Annotated in this window: 18 protein-coding genes, 1 tRNA gene and 1 pseudogene; 13 read left to right on the top strand and 7 right to left on the bottom strand. The window is 49.8% G+C overall.

All coding sequences use genetic code 11. From position 1 onward, the window contains the following. From VIN96_RS15645 to VIN96_RS15635, 3 genes are all read left to right on the top strand, one after another. Positions 1–1,350, top strand: coding sequence for a hypothetical protein (locus tag VIN96_RS15645; protein WP_331897464.1), 1,350 nt, complete (start codon positions 1–3; stop codon positions 1,348–1,350). Between the two features lie 708 nt (positions 1,351–2,058). Then, positions 2,059–2,361 (top strand): hypothetical protein, encoded by a 303-nt coding sequence (locus tag VIN96_RS15640; protein ID WP_331897462.1) that lies wholly within the window; start codon positions 2,059–2,061, stop codon positions 2,359–2,361. Continuing rightward, entirely contained in the window at positions 2,361–2,786 is a 426-nt protein-coding gene (locus VIN96_RS15635) for a YdaU family protein (protein ID WP_331897460.1), read from the top strand. The genes VIN96_RS15640 and VIN96_RS15635 overlap by 1 nt, the downstream gene beginning before the upstream one ends. Before the next feature lie 378 nt (positions 2,787–3,164). Here the strand turns inward: VIN96_RS15635 and VIN96_RS15630 are convergent, their stop codons facing one another. Further along, positions 3,165–4,688: a HEPN domain-containing protein gene (locus VIN96_RS15630; protein ID WP_331897458.1), complete on the bottom strand. Its 1,524-nt coding sequence runs from the start codon at positions 4,686–4,688 to the stop codon at positions 3,165–3,167. Continuing rightward, positions 4,681–5,547 carry a DUF5677 domain-containing protein gene (locus tag VIN96_RS15625; RefSeq protein WP_331897456.1) on the bottom strand — a complete coding sequence of 289 codons (867 nt, stop codon included), beginning with the start codon at positions 5,545–5,547 and terminating at the stop codon, positions 4,681–4,683. The genes VIN96_RS15630 and VIN96_RS15625 overlap by 8 nt, the downstream gene beginning before the upstream one ends. Positions 5,548–6,093: 546 nt before the next feature. Here VIN96_RS15625 and VIN96_RS15620 point away from each other — a divergent pair. After that, positions 6,094–6,375, top strand: a complete 282-nt coding sequence (locus tag VIN96_RS15620) for a type II toxin-antitoxin system RelE/ParE family toxin (RefSeq protein WP_331897455.1) — start codon at positions 6,094–6,096, stop codon at positions 6,373–6,375. A gap of 21 nt (positions 6,376–6,396) precedes the next feature. Continuing rightward, a complete protein-coding gene (locus tag VIN96_RS15615) occupies positions 6,397–6,699 on the top strand; it encodes a HigA family addiction module antitoxin (RefSeq protein ID WP_331897454.1) in 303 nt (100 codons plus the stop codon). A gap of 111 nt (positions 6,700–6,810) precedes the next feature. On the opposite strand, the gene VIN96_RS15610 is transcribed toward VIN96_RS15615, so the two are convergent. The 3 genes from VIN96_RS15610 to VIN96_RS15600 form a co-directional block, all read right to left on the bottom strand. Beyond that, positions 6,811–7,533, bottom strand: coding sequence for a TIR domain-containing protein (locus VIN96_RS15610; protein WP_331897452.1), 723 nt, complete (start codon positions 7,531–7,533; stop codon positions 6,811–6,813). Between the two features lie 435 nt (positions 7,534–7,968). Then, entirely contained in the window at positions 7,969–9,849 is a 1,881-nt protein-coding gene (locus VIN96_RS15605; RefSeq protein WP_331897450.1) for a relaxase/mobilization nuclease domain-containing protein, read from the bottom strand. Continuing rightward, positions 9,821–10,174 (bottom strand): plasmid mobilization protein, encoded by a 354-nt coding sequence (locus VIN96_RS15600; protein WP_331897448.1) that lies wholly within the window; start codon positions 10,172–10,174, stop codon positions 9,821–9,823. Before VIN96_RS15600 ends, VIN96_RS15605 begins: the two co-directional genes overlap by 29 nt. Positions 10,175–10,388: 214 nt before the next feature. Between VIN96_RS15600 and VIN96_RS15595 the strand changes: the two genes are divergently transcribed. The 4 genes from VIN96_RS15595 to VIN96_RS15580 all read left to right on the top strand — a co-directional run bounded on the left by VIN96_RS15595 (position 10,389) and on the right by VIN96_RS15580 (position 15,255). After that, positions 10,389–10,844 carry a hypothetical protein gene (locus VIN96_RS15595; protein ID WP_331897447.1) on the top strand — a complete coding sequence of 152 codons (456 nt, stop codon included), beginning with the start codon at positions 10,389–10,391 and terminating at the stop codon, positions 10,842–10,844. Next, positions 10,844–12,262: a hypothetical protein gene (locus VIN96_RS15590; RefSeq protein WP_331897446.1), complete on the top strand. Its 1,419-nt coding sequence runs from the start codon at positions 10,844–10,846 to the stop codon at positions 12,260–12,262. Before VIN96_RS15595 ends, VIN96_RS15590 begins: the two co-directional genes overlap by 1 nt. Beyond that, the gene (locus tag VIN96_RS15585; protein WP_331897445.1) at positions 12,262–12,543 is read left to right on the top strand and encodes a hypothetical protein; all 282 of its coding nucleotides are present in this window, start codon (positions 12,262–12,264) and stop codon (positions 12,541–12,543) included. Before VIN96_RS15590 ends, VIN96_RS15585 begins: the two co-directional genes overlap by 1 nt. 258 nt (positions 12,544–12,801) lie before the next feature. Continuing rightward, on the top strand, positions 12,802–15,255 hold the full coding sequence (locus tag VIN96_RS15580) for a hypothetical protein (protein WP_331897443.1): 2,454 nt from the start codon (positions 12,802–12,804) through the stop codon (positions 15,253–15,255). A gap of 9 nt (positions 15,256–15,264) precedes the next feature. Here VIN96_RS15580 and VIN96_RS15575 read toward each other — a convergent pair whose 3' ends face one another. Continuing rightward, positions 15,265–16,266, bottom strand: coding sequence for a site-specific integrase (locus tag VIN96_RS15575; protein ID WP_331897441.1), 1,002 nt, complete (start codon positions 16,264–16,266; stop codon positions 15,265–15,267). A 126-nt stretch (positions 16,267–16,392) separates the two neighbouring features. Then, positions 16,393–16,480 (bottom strand) — tRNA-Ser (locus tag VIN96_RS15570). A 332-nt stretch (positions 16,481–16,812) separates the two neighbouring features. On the opposite strand from VIN96_RS15570, the pseudogene rplU reads away from it, so the two are divergent. The 4 genes and pseudogenes from rplU to proB form a co-directional block, all read left to right on the top strand. Then, positions 16,813–17,124, top strand: a pseudogene (gene rplU, locus VIN96_RS15565) (50S ribosomal protein L21); the annotation flags it as partial. 141 nt (positions 17,125–17,265) lie between these two features. After that, complete coding sequence (gene rpmA, locus VIN96_RS15560) at positions 17,266–17,520, top strand: 50S ribosomal protein L27 (protein ID WP_331897438.1); 255 nt, start codon at positions 17,266–17,268, stop codon at positions 17,518–17,520. A 117-nt stretch (positions 17,521–17,637) separates the two neighbouring features. After that, positions 17,638–18,669 (top strand): GTPase ObgE, encoded by a 1,032-nt coding sequence (gene obgE / locus VIN96_RS15555; protein ID WP_331897437.1) that lies wholly within the window; start codon positions 17,638–17,640, stop codon positions 18,667–18,669. After that, complete coding sequence (proB, locus tag VIN96_RS15550) at positions 18,666–19,784, top strand: glutamate 5-kinase (protein ID WP_331897436.1); 1,119 nt, start codon at positions 18,666–18,668, stop codon at positions 19,782–19,784. The genes obgE and proB overlap by 4 nt, the downstream gene beginning before the upstream one ends. Positions 19,785–19,798 lie beyond the last annotated feature (14 nt).

Genomic DNA, 19,798 nt, shown 5'->3' with positions numbered 1-19,798 from the left:
ATGACCGATCAGCTGCAAACCGTTATCGAACGCATACTGGGAACATTGTGGCCAGGCCTGAAATCGGCGTATCAAAATGGCGCCGAAGATAGTGAGCAACCGACCAAGCAACTGACCGAGTTTCAAATCCGCCTGAACTCCATCCTGAAAGCTCATAAGGGAGAGGAATTGAAAGATCAGGTCTATTTACTCGATCTGACAAAAATCAAAGACCATCTGGGCGCGAAATGGGACCGCTCTATAGAAAAAATCCACATCAAAGTGGAGGGCATCATTAAGGCTCATTTGACGGCGCGTGATCTGTTCATACGCCGGGACGATGCGAGCTATCTCGTGGTGTTCGACGCCTTGCCGCATTTGCAGGGACACCTTAAGGCCAACGTGCTCAATGAAGAAATCGCGCGTGCCCTGGTCGGTGTCAAAGAGGCAAGCAGCTTGATCTGTGTCATGGACGTTGCCATCGACAAAAAGGGCGAGGTGCTGATTTCCAAAGCTCCCGACAAGAATCAACTGATCGCGGAAATGGTAGACAAAGCGGATCAAGACCGTGCCGTCGCCAGCCCCCCCGCCGGATATGAAACACCGCTATATCTCGATGACATCGAATTTATCTATCGCCCCATGTTGGTGACGCGCACGCGTGTCGTTTCGACGTATGTCTGCATTCCCGTGCACAAGGACAAGCTCGGTCAATATCAATCAGGCTATAGCGTTCTGGGCGCCACGCCATCGCCGCAAGAACTCTTCGAACTGGATCATCTGACCGAACATGTCGCGGCGGAGGAACTCGCCAAGCTCATCAAAAACCATGCGCGATCGCTGATTGCACTGCCTGTGCATTTTGAGACTCTTGCCAATATACAGCGGCGGTTGAAGTACCTGGCCAATTTAGAAAGCATTATGCAAAACAACACAGACCGAATTGTTTTTGAAATGGTCGGTCTTCCGGAAAATATACCCCAACCCCGCATCTTGGAATTTACCTCGTCGCTGCGTCGGTCCTCGCGCGCCGTGATTGCGCGCTTTTCTCCCGACCATGGAAACTTTCCCGCTTACCGCACGGCGGGCCTGCACGCGGTTGGAATCGACGTTTTTTCTCAGACCAAGAGCGAGCGGATGTTGATTAAAGACATCGAAACCTTCGTCAGTAACGCCAAAGAAAATCAATTGCGAACTTACGCGCACGGTATCCGCTCCATCAGTCTGCTGACGGCAGCCATCTGCACTGGCTTCGATTATCTTGATGGTTATGCGTTGAGTTCCATCGCCACCGGGGCGCTCGACGTTCAAGGCTTCAGTCTCGCCGCGCCCTATTTGAACTACCAACGGAGCTTGATGAAGAAACCCTGAGCCATTTCCCGGCTTATCAGTTTCTAAGACCGGTTCAAAACGAAAGGGGCCCTGCATGTCGTCGCAGAGCCCCTTAATAATGGCGGAGAGACAGGGATTCGAACCCTGGGTACGCAAGCGCACAACGGTTTTCGAGACCGACTTTTTGAATATTTGGCATTCGTTGTGACAAAGAGGTGTTGGTTTAACTATCTGAAAAATAATCACAAAAATATACAATCCTGTCACATTCTGACACACCCTTTCCCAACCTATCACACAAATTACTGCGCCAAAATTGTGCCAAAACAGAACAAAATGTGCTTGCTTGGAATGGGGATGTTTGACATTGTTCATAAGTCGCTGATACAGCGATGCGCATCATCCATATGCGCGCCGGGTTTGCCCTGCTTGATTTTGCTTATGTCATCGTTGTGATCTGCGTTGGCTAGATAGAGCAGAAAACAGGTATGTAAACGGAAACCAAGGAAGTGGAGCCCCCACCGGATTCGAGGGGGCAGGGAGGCACCCGGGCCTAAACAGGGTGGGGCTTGCGGGTGGCTGCTCAGAAGGGACCCGCTGTGAGGTGCACGAACGCCGGGGGACACCCCCAGATCACGGTGATCCGAGCAAAACGGACCCATTGGGGGTGCGCCGCCACCAACACGAGACACTAGGTGGTTTTCGTAACTAACCGCGCGTATTGCGCGGTCAGCACGGAGGCCTGTCGTGTCTGCGCTACTTACACAGAACAAACTCCTTCAGCTTGATCGTTTCAAAGATTGCTTGGATAAGAGGCGACTTGATTATCTTGTTGAGCACAAGGGACTGGAGCCTTACCAACCAGGTGGCCCAGGTAGCTTGCGATTTTACGATCCAGATGAGGTCGAAGCATTCCTTCGACAACGATCACTAAAAACATCACCAAACAAAACCGACCTAGATCACCGCTTCTCAACCGGTGGGAAAGGGTTGGCATATATAAAACCGAAACGTAGCCATTCCGCTCAAGAAGTTGAAGGGGGTGAGTGATGACAAAAGAAAAAGACCCCCGCCTGGCAGCAAAGGGGTCCAATTCAATAGGTGGCCAATCTTACCAAACAGAGATTCAACGTACAAGCGGGTGCATTCAAATTTGGATGCCAACGTTTATTGGTGACTATCTGAAAGAAACAATGATGTTAAGCACTGTGGAACATGGTGCGTATTCTTTGCTGCGAATAGCTTACTGGCAGGCAGGGGGGGCATTACCTGATGATGATGAGGTGCTCAGAAATATCTCAAAAACTTCTTCGCATGTTTGGAAAAAAATACGACCAAAAATCGCAAAACTATTTTCTGTTGAGAACGGAATGTGGAAGCATGCACAATTAGATCAGGAGTATGCTAGGGCATTAGAAAATAAAAAGAAAAACACTCAACGAGCAAAGAATGCAGCAGAAGCTCGATGGAGATAAGGGTATGCTTGAAGCATTCTTGGAGGATGCTTAGAGTATGCCCATCACCATCACCTTCTTTTTATATTAGCCACCGGCCCGCGAAGCGGGTTGTCCCCAGGTCGCGAAGCGCGCCCTCAGGGAGCGCTGTAGCGAGCGTCCTGGGGGCAAGGCCCGGCTATCGTTTGGTACAGAAAAGGCTGATTCAGATCAGAATCTGATTTTAATAATAATTGAAAGAATCGGATAATCAGAATCAGACTGAGCGCGAGACGAGCTCACGCAACCTGTTGTGTGCTTATCGTGCCCGTGGCACGGCACACAGGACCGCAAGCGGTCCATGATTGCATGCAGGAAGCACAAGACAAGCTAACTTCGAGTTTCAAACTAGATTTGAGCCTAAGACTTCAATAGGCCCTTTAGAATTCGAAGGTTGCCTTCGTAATTAACCACATAAGCCCCAAAATTATGGCTCAAAGAAGACCCCTTTGCGCGCCAACTGTTATAGTCCCATCCTAGTTCGATAAGGTCAGAGGCAGCGAAAACGAACTCAAGCGTATCGACGAGAAAAGCAAACCCATTGAAATGTTCTCTGTAATCGAACGCCACATCACTTCCGTGGACAAAATGATTCCGGCAGTGGACTGCCTGACTGCAAGGCAAATGTATTTCTGCAAATTTCTCTGGCGCGGCTTTGATTAATATATCGGCTCTATGGCAAATTTTGTCGCGGAGGCTCGCCGTGCCTACCCGCCCTAACACAGAGAGGACAGACTGTCGGGCAAAACTATCAGGAAGTCCTTTAAACTGTTTTCGGCACGTTTCCACTGCCGCATTTGTTTCATCATCCAGTTCGATCTTTGCGGGAACATGAGATTCTGGGAGAAGGTCAAACATGTTGGCCGCCCCCACGATACGATCTATGCCGTACGCCCCAGAATGGAATGCGCTGGAAAATCTACCCCGAGCCTCTCCTATAACAGAATTGGTGTTTAACCAACCTGAGAGCATCTTGGAGAATTCTTCTTTTTCTGCTCCGGGATCAATTAGGATGTCCCCATACTGTGTGGGTTCGGTTTCACCTGTGATCTGCTCGTTACAATAACTCCAATGGACATCTAACTGGGGCGGCATCCGTCCACTGGACTCGACACCTTTATCGTCCAATACGGCTTCAATCCATAGGTAACGCTGTCTTCTTCCAAGGCACAACTCAAAGAAGCTGTGCAATATGCTTAATGATTGGAAGGCTTTCGAGACCGGCATTAAATTCGCGAACTCAAGATTCACAGTGATTTCGTTTTTTATGCCGACGCCCTGCGAGCTACCGAAGCCATGCGACGAACGGTTCGTCAAGCTTACAGCACCAAGTTCGGCATGACATTTCACAATTTCCCACAGACCACTGAAATACATGAGAAAAGGGTGATCGCCTATTTCAGGATCAAATTCGGAAGTTCCCCAATTATGGTTTTCTGCAATTCCCTGATGCCTTTCGTGCTCTGACTTCAGGATGTCTCTAAATTCATCTTGAGTTGGATGAATGTTCCCGAAAGTTTTGAAACCATTCACGAGACAATGGACGTTTTCGAAATGATAATTGATAGCTCTTATCTTATCTTCACCGGATGAAATATATGATTCCCCTGTAAGCACGTAGTGAGGAAAAAATCTCTGCTCAGACTGTGTCTCCTCCCCCCAGCGATGATCTGTCGCTCCCAACCAGACGCACTCGATCAGGGAGGCTTTCGTTCCGTCGCTTAGAACACCATGTAAATCTCGAAACTCTTCATCCCCTCCTTCCCAGGGACCTGCACTTAGTAATTTTAGCTGTGTATCCTTCCCGGAAATGTTCAGGTGGCCTGTGCCTACACCGTCGCGTGGCAGAAAGAGACCATCGTAATCGGCTTTTGATCTAACCATCAAATTTCTCATCAAATTTCAAAAATAATGCGTTATTGACTCGCTCAATCCAGTCAAGTTGTGCCTTCAGCCCGTCGTCGTAGGCATCAATACGCTGTAGCCAGAGACGATAGGGCTTATTGGTAAAGCGCAACATCGGAGAAGCAAACCGAACATCAGCAGGATAATGAAACGGATACGCCTTGAACGTACCGTCATCTTCTTTGGCCAGGCACCAATCCATGGACTCGTTCCATGAACCATGAATCGATTCCGACATCATCCCATACGTCGCCGCATATAAATCTTCATGCTCGACTTCAGCGAAGATATCAAAGAAGGTTTTTCCTTGAATGCGCCAGCGGTTCTTTTTTTGATCGTCAAAATCGTCTTTCGTTAGGCCCTCAAATGCCATTTTCTCTTGCACCGATTTGAGTAGTCGTTTTCCCGCCTTGGTTTCATAGAAGGCAGAGCCACTTTCGAGATCACGAAGAATTCTTAAGCGATCTTTGTAAGAGCATTTCCGGTAGTCTACGATTACGTCGTCACCGTGCGACATCAGGTAGGTAGCAACCACCGCCGCCTCGATGAGGGGACGCTCTATGATGCTGATAATCTCAGCGTTATCCTGTTCGTAATAGGCAATGACCTCATTCAGAAGTTTCCAGACACGTACTAGCAAGCCGAGAACCGGGGCATCATCTATCGAGAAGCCCGAAGGGTTCCGCTCTACGTTCTTGATCCTCGTAATGCAGTCGTAAATCGCCGCCACATCTTTGTAGAAGACGAGCGAGAAGGTCTTGAGACTTTCGAGGTTTTCAAATCCCTCCTGAACATATGCCTCATCATATTTCTTCGTGATCGACAGAATCTCTTCCATGATTGATTTTACCAGATAATCAAAGTTTGGATGCTGGGGACAGCTACCTAATTAAATGATGTCTAGACTGCGTCAAAAGCTGACATAAGCATAAGTGGGTCTGCATAGAGTTTGAAAGCAGGCGCGCAGACTTTTAGAAATGAAAATAGGTTGTCGCTAAGGGGGTAAAGTTGCGATTTCAGAGCGTAACACGCTTCTGGCGGGCCCTTCATAGTCTGAGGGAAAGTTTTTTCAGATTTTTGATCAGCCATTTTATTGAAACTCCCAACGCCAAAACTGATCAGCCCCCACTGACTGGTCCAGTTTGTCGGTGATAATACACTGTGGAATACACCGGCCCCTGTTAATGCAGGGGGCATCACTTGAGCGTGCCTAGGCTGCAAATGTAGTTGACAGCAATGGGGGCAATTCCTGGTATCACGTGATACCAATATTTGCCGGTATAAATGGGGCGGGCAGGCTTTCCAGAAACATAACACGAAAGTTTCATGAAACATTTCACCTATTACGCTTTACGTAATGCGTAAATAACACTATCATAACAGAATGATTAAGAGCTTCCGCGACAAAGCTACAGAGGCCCTATTCAAGAGGGAGAAGTTCCACAGGAAATGGCGAGCCTTTGACCGTGTTGCCCTACGGAAGCTGGTTATGGTCCATGCGGCTAGGGAGCTTAGGGACCTTACGTGCCCTCCAGGCAATCAGCTTGAAGCCCTCAAGGGAGACAGGCTGGGGCAACACTCAATACGGATCAACGATCAATACCGCGTTTGCTTTGTATGGAAGGACGGAGACGCTTACGACGTAGAGATTGTAGATTACCACTAACACCCGGCAAGGAGAGCAGTGATGATTGCCCCCATTCATCCTGGAGAGATTTTAAAAGAAGAATTCATGGTCCCAATGGAGCTAAGCGCTAACAAGCTGGCTGAGGCCCTAGGTGTGCCCACAAACCGTATTACTCACCTGGTGAACGGCCACCGTGGGATTACCGCAGACACGGCTCTCAGGCTGTCTGGAGCATTCGGCACAACGCCAGAATTCTGGACCAACCTACAGGCTCACTATGACCTTGAGGTTGCTAAGGAGAGCAATCCGCCAAAGGTTCAACGCATCCACGTCCCTGAGGGTGCCATGATGGCATGCGGTTAAGCTGCATTCAGAAACCCGTAGGGGCCTCCGAGAAGTGGCTTGATGTCATTCCGTCCCGGTGACTATAGAAAAAGATGAAGTGTGAAGTTAGCTGCGTCCAATGAAAACGTTTTACCAATTAGGTACTAGATTCTGCCTCAAGTGAGACATGAATCTAATTCCTCTATCAGTCAGATTTATGTCCACCCAATAATCGCCGTCACCGTTTAATGAGCTATCAACTGTTGCCAAGTCATATTGAACAAGTTCTTGCCCAAATTTTTCTAAGACTTCAATATCAATAGGGTCTTTCCTGAATGTCGCCATCCAACGGTTAGGAGCATCGCGGAATTCTTGCATGAACTGCCATACAAGGTGAAAATCTGAGGCAAGAAGAGTGAAAAGCTCTGCGTCAGATTCTACGTTAATCGTCGGCGTGCCTAATTTTTGAGATATTTTACGTGCTACAGATTCGGGGGGCAGTTGACATGCATCGATATAGCCGTAAGAACTAGGTAAGCCTGGGAGCCATGATTCATCTAGTTTGATTGGGATGATAAAGCTGCGGCTCGTTAAGGTTGACTTGTCTAAAATTGCTTCCCATTCTACCCGTTCTGTCCAGCGTTTATGTAAATAGTGATCTGAAATGAATACAGCGCTGTACCTAGACCGTTGCCCATATATATCTCGGAGCGTAGACACGAGTTCGAGGCCAATTAGCTCAATTTCAAAATATTTATCGTAGAAAACGGAGAAGCCTAAATCCACAAGCTGTTGGGCCACTTCGTTGACGTACTTCCTGTCCTCTCCAGCAAAGGAGAGTGAGACATCAAATTTTTGAGAGTGAATATCCAAAAGTTTATCCTTCTGACGCAACCGCCCCCCCCCGGTCCCATGCCGTTAGGATCCACAAAATGGACGCCAGCGGCTTCTAAGGCAGCTCTTAAAGCAGCGACGGTGCTTGCGTGAGCTCCTAATTCGCCCTCTCTTGTTTCCAGCCTTTTTACGGTCGGAAGAGACACCCCAGACTTCTCCGCGAGGTCTTTATGATCAGCCCCCACTGACTGGTCCAGTTAAATTGTTAGTTCATGATCGGCCTTTCGTCCATTGGGATGATGGCTTCCGGTGTTGGAGGACGGTATCTCAATGAGCTGTGCGGCCGTTAGGTGTTGTGGTGCTTGCGTTCCTAAAGCACGCAATGAGAACATTTTGATTTGTGGCATAGGAGGAATGTTTGATCGGGTGATGCCCTCATTGGAGTCGGCTATTTCTTTGTAGAGCGTAAAATATTTAATTGCCCCGCCCACGTCCTCTGCTTCTCTTTGTTTGATTTGGGTGGAACATATTCGGTATAGCCATGCCCTTTTCGTGCATGAATGCTTTAATTAGATTGAATGCAGCTCTGTGCTGAGATGACATTTTTGCATTTTCAGATGGATTGATCCTGTTGTTCATATTCTTCTTTGCGAGAACATGAGCGTTCCATGTGGCTTCCAAAAGTTGCCCAATATGCTTTTCAGTTTTTAAATCAAGCGTTCCACGTGCCCAGGCTTTGTCTGATTCGTTTTCAGGGTCAACTGCGAGCGGAGCCAGATTGATCACTTCAAGTTGATTGCCGTCGAGTGACCTTTCTATCCTACCTAAAGTCTTCTCAATTTGCCTTAGTTCTAGCCATGGCGCATCAGCTGCAATCATCTTCTCGTGTTGTGCTTTTGTTGCACAGTAGGTCCCCATTCTTTCGTTGGGGGTCATGAATGCAATCAATTCTCTGAGCTCTGATTCGTTTTTAATTTCGGAACATTCCGGTAGGTTAATGCCAACAACCCAGGGGTGCCCTTTGATTTTATCGATCTGCTTGCGGTAAATGCATTTCTTTTCATCGCGTTTATTGTCTTCTCCTTTGTCGATTTGGCTTTCTTCCTCCTCGCTAGGCTCTTTGTCATCTCGGTAATTTAATCGTTGCGGCTTTCCAATTGGGGAGGGGCGAAATTCAGCAAGGGGATCAGGTTTGTTTAGCTTCTCTTGCGTACCCAGTGGCAAGGCAGGCTTCTCGCTTTGACCGTCTTCTTGCGCCATCTCACGAGTATTTTCTAGTTCGATTGAGGCTAGATAATCGTTCCAAGGACCAAGCCTTTCTTCGAGTTTTTCACGGCCATTTCCTTTGCCGGCAATCTTTGTCAGTTTCACTTCGTTTTCGGCGATGTCGCATATTTTCATGCCTCGACCGGAGGGTTTGAGGTGATATCCATTTTTAGACAAGCGTTCTTCAAGTTGATCCCAACTTATGGCCGTGGAAAATGGTTTATCTGCCAAATCTTTTTTAACCTGCCGGGCAAATTTCTCCATCTCAATACGAGACTTACGAGCTCGATTTTTAGGGACGTGTATCTCGCCTTTGCGGACTTTATCCCAGTCGTAGGTCTGGCCTGTCACGGGATCGATATGGCGTCCCTTGTCAACGCGCAGACCGTAATCTTTTTCAAGCTGTCGGTTTAATTCTTCCAGGGCAATTAGATCGCGTAGAGGATCTGCTACGGTATGCTTTGTCGGGTGTACGCGATTGACCATGATGTGCATGTGTGGGTTGTCAGTATCGCCATGGATGACCAACAATGCTTGGTGCTCATCCATTCCTAAACTTTTCAACATGCGCTCTACAGTGTCGTTCCAAAGTTCGGGAGTGGATTTGTCGGCATCGATCTCATGGAGTGAGACGACATAGTGAAGTGTGGACGCTTTTCGGGCGCGCGTGTTGAGGGCAGCGGTCTCCCCCATCCAATTTGCTACGCGCCGAACTTCTTCGGCGCTGAGGGGCTTCTTGTCAGGTAATTGGCAATTTATCGAGGTTGCATATTCGACACGCCCCTTACCGTCTTTGTGGGGGCGTTCGCCATTGGCGTCTGGCTCCCCTTCAAGAAAATATTCGGCAAGTTGGATTGCATCTTGGCGATGTTGAAACCGTGGTCGTGGCGTTGATCCTACAGGCACGGCCGGAACGGTTCGGCGGTTTCCTTGTGGATTGGAATTAGACACATTTTTAGATGGCCCGATGATGCCAATACGCTTGCCTCTGACGAGCAATCTTGTGGCTCGTTCTTCATCATGAGATGACCCTTTTAATGTCCTCCTTGAGGGGTCGTCTTCAAGCTTCAGAATTTTCTTTGTGATCATTTTTTTTGCCTATGCACCGGACTGAATTATCAATCTCATCAATAAGCCTCAGGATGCGTTCTTCAATCGTTGAAAAACCATCTGCGTGTGCTTTGCGAGTGAGCTGATTGAGGTTGTTTCCGAGTATCATTAATTGACGAATTGTCTTTGCATCTGTCCGAGAGAAAATCTCTTTAAGAGAAGCGTTCCGAATATAGGTGGATGTGCTCTGAAATCCGGCGTCAGCGGCTAGTAATTCAAGCCGTTCATTTTCAGTCGCGTTATAGCGGACAGACCAAACACGCTCACGGTGCTCTTTAGTTTTTTTTGGGGGGGCTTTTGTCATTTTGTGTCCTTGAGCTCCGCCGAAGGCGTGGGCGAAAGCTGGTGGTAATGTTACGCGAATGCGTATGACATTATCCTCGCCAGCACTATTATAACTAATACATTTTAGGCTTGTCAAAAGTAGCTGGATGAAATACCGTTGCAGATGTGTCGTCTTAACCATTTTGAACCGCAAAGGGAGATCGGAAAGCGTTTCAAAAATTAAGGAGGTTCCTATGGAACAATCTGACGACACACACATCTCCAATGGCGATCATGTGAGCGCGCTGTGCTTGGGTGTGCACGCATATCTTTCTGAGCACGGCGTTTGCGAAGATACGCAGGGTATTAATGGCCTGGTTGCATACGCAAATTTGCCAGAGCTAGAGCGTCGCAAATGGGAGGCGCGCGGTCATGAAATATTGACCGCTCCATTGCCGTTGTCTGACGCAAGCAAACCTTCCGCAAAATCGTCTTTCTTAACGGCTTTGATTCCGGGGCATCCCTTCGCCAAAAAGCACGCCTTCATCTATTTGGCTCTGATTTATATTCCGCTTGCTTATCTTGCGTTCAGGAACGGACCAAATTGGCAAGATGCCTCGCTCTTTTTCGGCTTCTTATTTTTGGCATGGGCTATATGGCGCAGTTCTGCATTTGGTGAGCAAAATGGCGGACCAAAGGAGCTGTCGTAATGGAATGCTTCACTTGTCAATTCGCTCAGGACTTGACCACATTTACGAATGATTTTGCAATCCGTGGCTCTACCATTTTCTATGACGGAATCTATCCAGTCGCGAAGAGCATTCTTACACTTGTCGTCGTCGTTATGGGCTTGCGATTGGTCATCGATCGCGGGTACGTGAGCCAAGCTGCTTCATCATTTCCAAAACTGATGCTGATTACAGCTGTCGTGGTGGTTACCTTTGCCTCACCCATGTTCATTTTTGAATTCTTGTTGTGGCCAATGCAGAACTTTGCGGTGGCTTTCGCGGAGGCGATGATGCAGGAGTTCTCTCCTGCCAGTTCACAGCATCCACCGAAGGAATATACCCTATACACGCGCCTCGTTTGGCAGGTGGAATATATGGTTCAATGGGTGATTGTTCTTGCCACAAAAATTATCACTGGTGCGCCTTGGTACAACCTAGAAATTTTTGAGCGGTTCTTCGGTGCTTTGCTCTTACTCGCACCGTGGCTATTTATCGTCATATTGCAGGCAGCATTTATGATTGAAGCTGCATTTATGTTCGCGATAGCAGGCATTATGGCTCCGCTGTTGTTAGCAGTTTATGTCGCTCCGCCGGGGCGCGTTTATCTTCATGCCATGGGCCGTATTCTTCTTGGTGCGATGTTGACCGTGATGTTGGCATCTGTCGTGATCAGCTTCACCGGGTTCGCGATACAAACTCATCAAGCAACGGTTCGTTCCGTTCTTGATCCGAGTACAGATGAAACGCATGAGCGCGTTGCAGAAGCGCAGCAGAAAGCCGATGAACTTTGTGCGATTGCACCGGACATCAATCCACTGTTTACGGACGGTACCTTTGACCCATCAAAGAACTGGTTTGATCAGTGGAACGAGGCACGTGAAAAAGGAAACGATGCTCAAAAAAGATGTTTAGATGCACGAGAGCAAGTGGCCATTTTGGCGGCGCCAGCGTTCAGCCTTTTCGATTCATATTATATGCAGCTCATAGCAATTGGTTTCATCTCGGTTCTGTTACACCTTAAGGCAAAGACCTGGGCGAGTAACTTGGCCGGTGCTCAAGATGGGCCAGGTGCAGCAGCTGGTGTTGCCTCCGTGATTACCGGTGCGGCAGGAGTAGGTCTTGCAATGTCGAAGAATGTGTTTGGTCAATCCGTACGAGGTGGAACCAATTTGACACGAAATATTGGAGGTGAAATCGGGAGCCGCCTTGACGATAGCGGGACCGGCGGTGATCCGCTGCGTGGCGGTCCGGTGAACCCTGTGGTACCGCCGCCGATTAATTCCGATGTGAGTGGTCGTGCCCCATTTTCGGATATGGAAATGGGTCCAATGCCTAAGAAGGGTTCGGCTGGCACAGATGCGTGGGCATCAGATTCATCAAAGCCGAAGGGGAGGGAGTGATGGCGCTACAATGGAAGGAAGCAAGGAAAGTCTGTGTAGACTATCAAGTTGTAATCGATGAGGCATATATGGACTGTGATCAGGCCACATATGACCACAAAATATTGGACTTGTCAGGCGAGCTTGAAAACACTCTAGAGCTCCCCTTGGGATCGATTGAGGCAATCCGGTTTGATCCCTATCACAATGCGATTGCATTTCGTATCGCCACTGTTTGGTATGGCATAGATGGTGATGTCTCTGAGGTTCAGGTCATGGCCCGAAGAGGCTATCTGAACTGAGGTTTATAATGCTTAAATTATGCAGCCTTTCTGGCGTATTTGTTCTAATAAGAGGAGGGATGCATCAGGGATTTGCTATGTTTTTGATCTTGTAGCTATTCGTTTAAAGCGTCCTCTCCCTCTTCACCCTTGATCCTTAATTATGACCTCAAGCTCTCTTTACTTGATGTGTGTACTTATATTCGATTTTTCTGTCGCAATAACACATATTGGTGTGGCCTAATGTAAGTTCATAAGCTGTCTTTGAGGAGTGCGACCATGTCTACAGTCTACGGAGATATCCGGTTAAGGCCGACGAGGGTTGGGTTGTTAGTCAACCCGTCAGACAAGCAATCTATTATGCAATTTGTCCGGTATTGTGCGTGTCTTTGGGGGGGGCAATTTAATCCGATTATTCCTGTTTCAGACCGGTTGCCAACGAAATGGAAAGAGGGCGTATTTTCATTGAGGGGGCGTGATCTTGCACAAGGCTATCTGAGGTATTTTGAGCCGGATGTGTTGGTTGAAGCCGTTCCCGGTATGGCGGCAAAATTAGGTTATGCTGCGACAAAAACATCCTTCACAAATTTGATAGTACCTTTGGATAAATTCATTACCCAGAATCATCATGGAGAATTCGATTTTCGATGTTCTTTGAATATATTTGATTATTACCGTCACCTATATAGTGAGATGTTTCAATTTGTCCGTAAAGATGGCCAACCATTTGTTGAATTTGTAAAAGGTGGAAAATATTCAAACTCATTAGAAGTTTTGTTTGGCGGTTTTCCAGAGGTCTCCGGTCTTCAATTCGTTGAGCAAGGGTATAGAGATGTATTCGAACCCATTACTCTAAAGGCTGATGCTCAATCGGCACTCAAAGTGTATCGAGAGAAGCTTGCCACCCCTTTCTCAATAACCAAACATGACCTTGAGCTTGATTACAGCGATAATTGGAGGCCTCTTGTCTTTATCTTCGATGGTCGGAATTCCTTAGATTTAATAGATGCTTGGAACATTCGGCTGTTTAAACGCGATGTTGTAGCAATTGATGTTAGGTGGTTTGACGCTTTTGAAAATTATTTAGTTGATTTCATCAAAAAAAATCATAGGCCCCTCCCAGGAAACCCAAACAAAGTGATGGTTCATTCAACAATCGAATTTGGCAGGTCAATACCAGAAAATATCGTGGATGAATTGTCACAAAAAATTCGGGATGGAGTTGGAACAGAAGGGTGGGCAAAAAAACTTTGGTATGATTCGATATGGTCTCAACCTGATGATGAAGACCTCGCTCCGCAGTCTCAAAAAGTACGAATAACAAGTAAATCTTCGAGTCATGAAGCTTTAGTTTCTAAAAGTGATCGCTCGACTAAGTTTGAGTCACTTGCGCCAGATTTTGCAGAAAGATATGGAGCTGACGCTAGGTGGGTAAATGTCCTGAGTTTTAGCTCTTATAGTCAAGAGATTGACATTGCACTGGCAATGCCGTCAAACCACAAAACGCCCGATTTCCCTCGCTTGAATAGTGGAGGGGAGGCTGCCTTGGTTTCCAGAGAAGGGTGGGTGTTTTTTCAGCAGTACAAAAATAGCCAAGTTTACATAAGCTTTCTAAGTGGAGAGGAGTTGATCTCAGGCTGGTTCAAAGAGAATGGGATTAAAACACGCCCGTCGTATGAAGGCCGTATAGCTAATCAGGCAATAAAAAAAATACACTCTCTGCATGATGCAAGCGTTTTTGCGGATGCAGATACGATCAAAATTCTAAATACATCGGCCATGAGCATTCGGCACAAATCTGGTGCAGAAAATGGCCAAGAACAACAATTTAGAGCAACAGGCGTGCAAGCCCAAAAATTCAAAAACTTGCTGAAAGCGAGAAGTCGAAGAGGTCATTTTGATACTATCAAGCTGTCTCACTTGACAGACATGAACATCGTCAGATTGGGCCTAAGTGTTCCGTGTTCTCACTGTGATCATGATAATTGGTACAGCCTAGAGGGTATTGGATACAGTCTTCCCTGTGAGCTCTGCCTAAATGAATTTTCTTTTCCGCAAGGGGACTTTGAGTTCAGCAAAAGCCCATGGCATTTTCGCCCCGTTGGGCCATTTGCAGAGCCGGATTATGCGCGTGGGGCCTATTCAACCATTTTATCGCTACGGGTGTTTTCTAGGTTGCTCTCTCTCGGTGGGAGGGCCAAGCTGGCTTACTGTACTGGGGTACATCTTCAGTTGCCGAACAAAGAACGTGAGATTGATTTTGTCGCTTTTTACCAACGTAGCCGTATGTTCAATGAAGCAGGTGAGGTTCAATATATTTTTGGCGAAGCTAAAAGCTTTGCAAGTCCGTGCTTAAAGGATGCAGACCTGGATACGCTAAAAGCATTGGGCGAACGCTTTCCCGGGTCCTTCTTAGTTGTATCGACACTCAATCCAGAATTTAATCTTGATGACCAGAAACGATTAATAGAATTGGCCTTATGGGGAAGAGAGCCAGGACCTTTAGGCGAGCCACGAGCCTCTTTAATTGTATTCACGGGTAACGAGTTGTTTGCTAACTGGAGTTTGAAAAAGGCATGGGAAGACCTTGGTGGTACTCATGCTAAACTTGTTGAGCATTCGTCAGTACAACTTTCAAACCTAAGAAACCTGTCCGATTTCACACAGCAATTGTACTTAGGCCTTCCCTCATACCACGCATGGCTGGGTGAGTATTACGCCAAGAACCGCTAAGGGGCTTTATCAGCCCAATTTCTTTGCCAAATCCGAAGCCTTCAAGTGTGTGTACCGACGGAGCATGTCGAGGGTCTTGTGGCCGGTAATGTGGCCGACTTCCATTATATCCAACCCCCGCTCAAATAGCCTAGAGGTGGCTTCGTGCCGAAGATCATGAAAACGTAGGTTTTCGATCCCTGCAGATTGACGGGCTTTTTTGAAGTGGTGTTCGAAAGAATGGGTGGTGATAGGGAAGGCTCGGCCTTCCTTGTCCGTAGAGGCTGGAGCAGCCTGAAGCGCTTCTATAGCGCGAGTGCTCAGTGGCACATCGCGGGCTGTGTTGTTCTTGGTGTCCGGCAGGTGAGCGACAGCAACCTTGTAATCAATGTTGGTGCGTTTAAGAGAGAGGATCTCGCCAAGCCGCATGCCGGTCTCAAGAGCAATGATAGTGATCGGCTTGAGCCAATGGCTCCGGCTTTCCTCGCAAGCCTTCAGCAAACGGTCTTCTTCATCATCGACCAGACGGCGATCGCGGCCAGGGCGGTGCTTCGGCATCGGCACGCCCTTGACCGGATTGTGCAGCCCCTCCATCCCCCATTCGTATTTTGCCGTCTCATAAACTTGGGAAATGATCGTGGTCATGTTGCGGATTGTGGTGGGAGCTTTACCCATGGAGACCAGATCATCGCGCCAACTGGCGATGTCTGCGGAACGGAGGCGGGTGAGCGTGAACTCTGATAATTTCATTCTTTGCAGAAGGTCAATTCTCGCCGTTTCTTGTTTCGCGCCTTTTTTGTGAGGTGTAACCTCAATAAGGTAGCGTCCCAGGGCAGTATGCAACGTGGTGTTTTCAGCGTCACCAAGGGGCACAAATGTCCGTTTATCCATCATGCCTTCGATTTCGCGTGCCCAAGCTTGAGCATCGCTACGCTTAGCAAAGGTGCGTGTTTGGATGGGAACGCCTTGGCGACGAATCTGAGCGCGCCAAGATGCACCCTTTTTCCCTTCACGTTTAGTGAATGTTGCCATGGCGTAGCCCCACTAATTTACTGACTGCGCCAAAAGTGTGCCAAATTTAGAGTTACCGCACAAGGTATTACGCCCTTTCCGCAGCGCGAAAAGGGCGTAACCATAAGTATATACTTATAAAAATAATGGCGGAGAGACAGGGATTCGAACCCTGGGTACGCAAGCGCACAACGGTTTTCGAGACCGCCCCGTTCGACCACTCCGGCACCTCTCCGTATTGGGTGTTCTTATGGCCTAAGGCGGGCGGAGACTAACCGAAAGCTTATGAGGGCGCAAGCCGGGCAATGCGCTTCTTTGCGGGTTTTTGTCCGCCCGAAATTTTGCCCAAAATTTTACTCCATATATAGAGTGTCGTCCGGCGTTGGGGGTGAACGCCATAAAGCGTTGACATGCGCCGTTTTCGGGGTATATTGCCGCCTTCCTAGCCCGGAAAGTGATTTTCCGGGGTTTTGTAATGCGCAGTCCGAGGCGGCTTTCACTCTGAGCCGAAGTCCGGGATAGTTTCCGGCGCCACAGGACGCGGAACAGAAAAAAGAGAGCGAAACCATGTTCGCAGTGATTAAAACCGGCGGTAAACAGTACCGCGTCAGCGAAAACGACGTTTTGGTCGTTGAAAAGCTGGTTGCCGAAGCCGGCGACACCGTACAATTCGACGAAGTCCTGATGATCGGCGAAGAAGGCAAAGCCCCCACCGTGGGTGCGCCGTTGATCGACAAGGCTTCCGTGAGCGCCGAAGTGGTGCGTCAGACGCGTGGCGAGAAGATCATCATCTTCAAAAAGCGCCGTCGTCAGAATTCCCGCCGCAAAAACGGTCATCGCCAGGACCTGACCTTGGTGAAGATCACGGGCATCAGCGCCACCGGCGCCAAGAAAGCCCCGGCGAAGAAAGCCGCAGCCCCGAAGAAGGCCGCAGCAGACACCGAAACCGCAGCCAAGAAAGCGCCGGCCAAGAAAGCCGCGCCGAAGGCAGAGCCCAAGGCAAGCAAGGAGTAAGCACTCATGGCACATAAAAAAGCAGGTGGTAGCTCCCGTAACGGTCGCGATTCCGACGGCCGTCGTCTGGGCGTGAAAAAGTTCGGTGGTCAAGCCGTGATCCCCGGCAACATCATCATCCGCCAACGTGGCACCAAGGTTCACCCGGGTGAGAACGTCGGCATCGGCAAAGACCACACCATCTTCGCGCTGATCGAAGGCAAAGTGGCGTTTTCCGAGAAAAAAGGCCGCACCTACGTGGGTGTGGAGCCGGCTGCGTAACGATACGTTCAGCCCGAATTGATTCTCGAAAAAGAGGGAATGGCACGGGCCGTTTCCTCTTTTTTCGTTGCCCCCCTTTTGTGACCCGTGTGTGTGAGGCTGTAAGGGCCATTTGACATGAAGTTCCTCGACCAAGCCAAAGTGTTCGTCAAAAGCGGCGACGGCGGTAATGGCTGTATGTCGTTTCGCCGCGAAAAATACGTCGCGTTGGGTGGACCCGACGGCGGCGATGGCGGACGTGGCGGGGACATCGTTCTGGAATGCGTCGAAGGCCTCAATACGCTCATCGATTATCGCTACCAACAGCACTTCAAGGCACAGCGCGGTCATCACGGCATGGGCCGCGACCGCACCGGCGCCAAGGGCGAAAGCCTGGTCTTGAAGCTGCCGCGCGGCACCCAAGTGCTGGCCGAAGACAAGGAAACCGTGCTCGCCGACCTGACCGAGGTCGGCCAGCGCATCGTATTGCTTCACGGCGGCGACGGCGGCTTGGGCAACGCACATTTCAAATCCAGCACCAACCGCGCCCCGCGCCGCACCGAACCCGGGTATCCCGGCGAGGAAATGTGGGTGTGGCTGCGCTTGAAGCTGATCGCCGACGTCGGTTTGGTGGGGTTGCCCAATGCGGGCAAGTCGACCTTTATTTCCGCCGTGTCCGGCGCGCATCCCAAGATCGCCGACTACCCCTTCACCACGTTGCACCCCAACCTCGGCATGGTGCGGCGCATGGACAGTGAATTGGTGGTCGCCGACATTCCCGGCCTGATCGAAGGCGCCAGCGAAGGCCACGGTCTGGGTACGCGCTTCTTAGGCCACGTGGAACGCTGCGGCGCATTGCTGCATCTGATCGACGGCACCGCTGAAGACGTGGCGGAAAACTATCGCATCGTGCGCAGCGAATTGGATGCCTACGGCGAAGTCTTGGAAAATAAGACCGAGATTGTCGCGCTGAACAAATGCGATGCGTTGCAAGCCGACGAAATCGCCGAGAAAAAAGCCGCCTTGGAAAAAGCCTCGGGCCAAGAGGTTCATGTCATTTCCGGCGTCGCAGGCATCGGTATTGACGATATGTTGAACCTGTTGTTCGATGCGGTGCGCGCCGCGAGAGCGGCCGAAGCCGGTGAGGACGAAGAGGGGTACGCGCCGTGAGTGCGGATCGTCTGCAAAGCGCCAAACGGGTGGTGATCAAGATCGGCTCGGCCCTGTTGGTGGACGAAGCCCATGGCACCGTGCACCGTAAATGGCTGGAAGCGTTGGCCGAAGACGTCGCCGAAATGAAGGCGCGCGGCCAGGACGTGATTTTGGTGTCCAGCGGTGCGATCGCGGTCGGACGGCGTTATTTGGGGCTGGCGGATGGTCCGTTGAAGCTGGACGAAAAACAGGCCGCCGCCGCCACTGGACAGATCCGTCTGGCGCATGCCTATCAAGAGGTTCTGGGCCACCACGACATCACCGTGGCGCAGGTCCTGTTGACCCTGGACGACACCGAAAGCCGGCGGCGCTATCTCAACGCCCGCAACACCCTGGGCGCGATTTTGCGTTTGGGCGCGGTGCCCTTGATCAATGAAAACGACACCGTGGCCACCGATGAAATCCGCTTCGGCGACAATGACCGTTTGGGCGCGCGAGTTGCGGCGATGGCCAGTGCAGATGTGCTGGTGTTGCTCAGCGACGTCGATGGTCTGTATACCGCCAATCCCAATGTGGATGACACCGCCCGACACATCGCCGAGGTTGATGCCATCACGCCGGAAATCGAAGCCATGGCCGGGGGCGTCGCCTCTTCGGTAGGTTCGGGCGGCATGGTGACGAAGCTGGCGGCTGCGAAGATTTGTTTGCAAAACGGCTGCGCCATGGCGATCACCCTGGGGGCGGATGAACGCCCCTTGAAGCGTTTGAGTGATGGCGCGCAAGCGACGTGGTTCAGGCCCTCCATGACCCCCGCCAGCGCACGCAAGCGTTGGATCGCCGGCTCGCTGCAGCCCAGCGGCAGGGTTATCTTGGACGACGGCGCGCTGTCGGCTTTGAAGGCCGGCAAAAGTCTGCTGCCCATCGGTGTAACCGCCGTGCACGGCACGTTCGACAAGGGCGATGCGGTGGTGATCGAAGATAAAAACGGCGTTGAACTGGCACGTGGCCTCAGCGCCTATTCATCGGATGATGCGCAAAAGATCATTGGCCGCAAATCGTCTGAATTCGAACAGGTGCTAGGCTATCGCGGTCGCGACGAACTCGTCCATCGCGACGATATGGCCCTGAGCTAGGAATGTTGAGCTAG

This window comes from Magnetovibrio sp., assembly GCF_036568125.1.
Lineage (GTDB): Bacteria > Pseudomonadota > Alphaproteobacteria > Rhodospirillales > Magnetovibrionaceae > Magnetovibrio.
The sequence above is the reverse complement of the archived record's forward strand: the minus strand, read 5'-3'. Positions and strand labels throughout refer to the sequence as shown.

Excerpts from the sequence above, each read along its gene's own strand:
- obgE (WP_331897437.1), top strand. The coding sequence starts at position 17,638 with ATGAAGTTCCTCGACCAAGCCAAAGTGTTCGTCAAAAGCGGCGACGGC.
- VIN96_RS15585 (WP_331897445.1), top strand. The coding sequence starts at position 12,262 with ATGGCGCTACAATGGAAGGAAGCAAGGAAAGTCTGTGTAGACTATCAA.
- VIN96_RS15605 (WP_331897450.1), bottom strand. The coding sequence starts at position 9,849 with ATGATCACAAAGAAAATTCTGAAGCTTGAAGACGACCCCTCAAGGAGG.
- VIN96_RS15645 (WP_331897464.1), top strand. The coding sequence starts at position 1 with ATGACCGATCAGCTGCAAACCGTTATCGAACGCATACTGGGAACATTG.
- VIN96_RS15580 (WP_331897443.1), top strand. The coding sequence starts at position 12,802 with ATGTCTACAGTCTACGGAGATATCCGGTTAAGGCCGACGAGGGTTGGG.
- VIN96_RS15635 (WP_331897460.1), top strand. The coding sequence starts at position 2,361 with ATGACAAAAGAAAAAGACCCCCGCCTGGCAGCAAAGGGGTCCAATTCA.
- VIN96_RS15590 (WP_331897446.1), top strand. The coding sequence starts at position 10,844 with ATGGAATGCTTCACTTGTCAATTCGCTCAGGACTTGACCACATTTACG.
- VIN96_RS15595 (WP_331897447.1), top strand. The coding sequence starts at position 10,389 with ATGGAACAATCTGACGACACACACATCTCCAATGGCGATCATGTGAGC.
- VIN96_RS15575 (WP_331897441.1), bottom strand. The coding sequence starts at position 16,266 with ATGGCAACATTCACTAAACGTGAAGGGAAAAAGGGTGCATCTTGGCGC.
- VIN96_RS15630 (WP_331897458.1), bottom strand. The coding sequence starts at position 4,688 with ATGGTTAGATCAAAAGCCGATTACGATGGTCTCTTTCTGCCACGCGAC.
- VIN96_RS15615 (WP_331897454.1), top strand. The coding sequence starts at position 6,397 with ATGATTGCCCCCATTCATCCTGGAGAGATTTTAAAAGAAGAATTCATG.
- VIN96_RS15600 (WP_331897448.1), bottom strand. The coding sequence starts at position 10,174 with ATGACAAAAGCCCCCCCAAAAAAAACTAAAGAGCACCGTGAGCGTGTT.
- VIN96_RS15620 (WP_331897455.1), top strand. The coding sequence starts at position 6,094 with ATGATTAAGAGCTTCCGCGACAAAGCTACAGAGGCCCTATTCAAGAGG.
- VIN96_RS15625 (WP_331897456.1), bottom strand. The coding sequence starts at position 5,547 with ATGGAAGAGATTCTGTCGATCACGAAGAAATATGATGAGGCATATGTT.
- rpmA (WP_331897438.1), top strand. The coding sequence starts at position 17,266 with ATGGCACATAAAAAAGCAGGTGGTAGCTCCCGTAACGGTCGCGATTCC.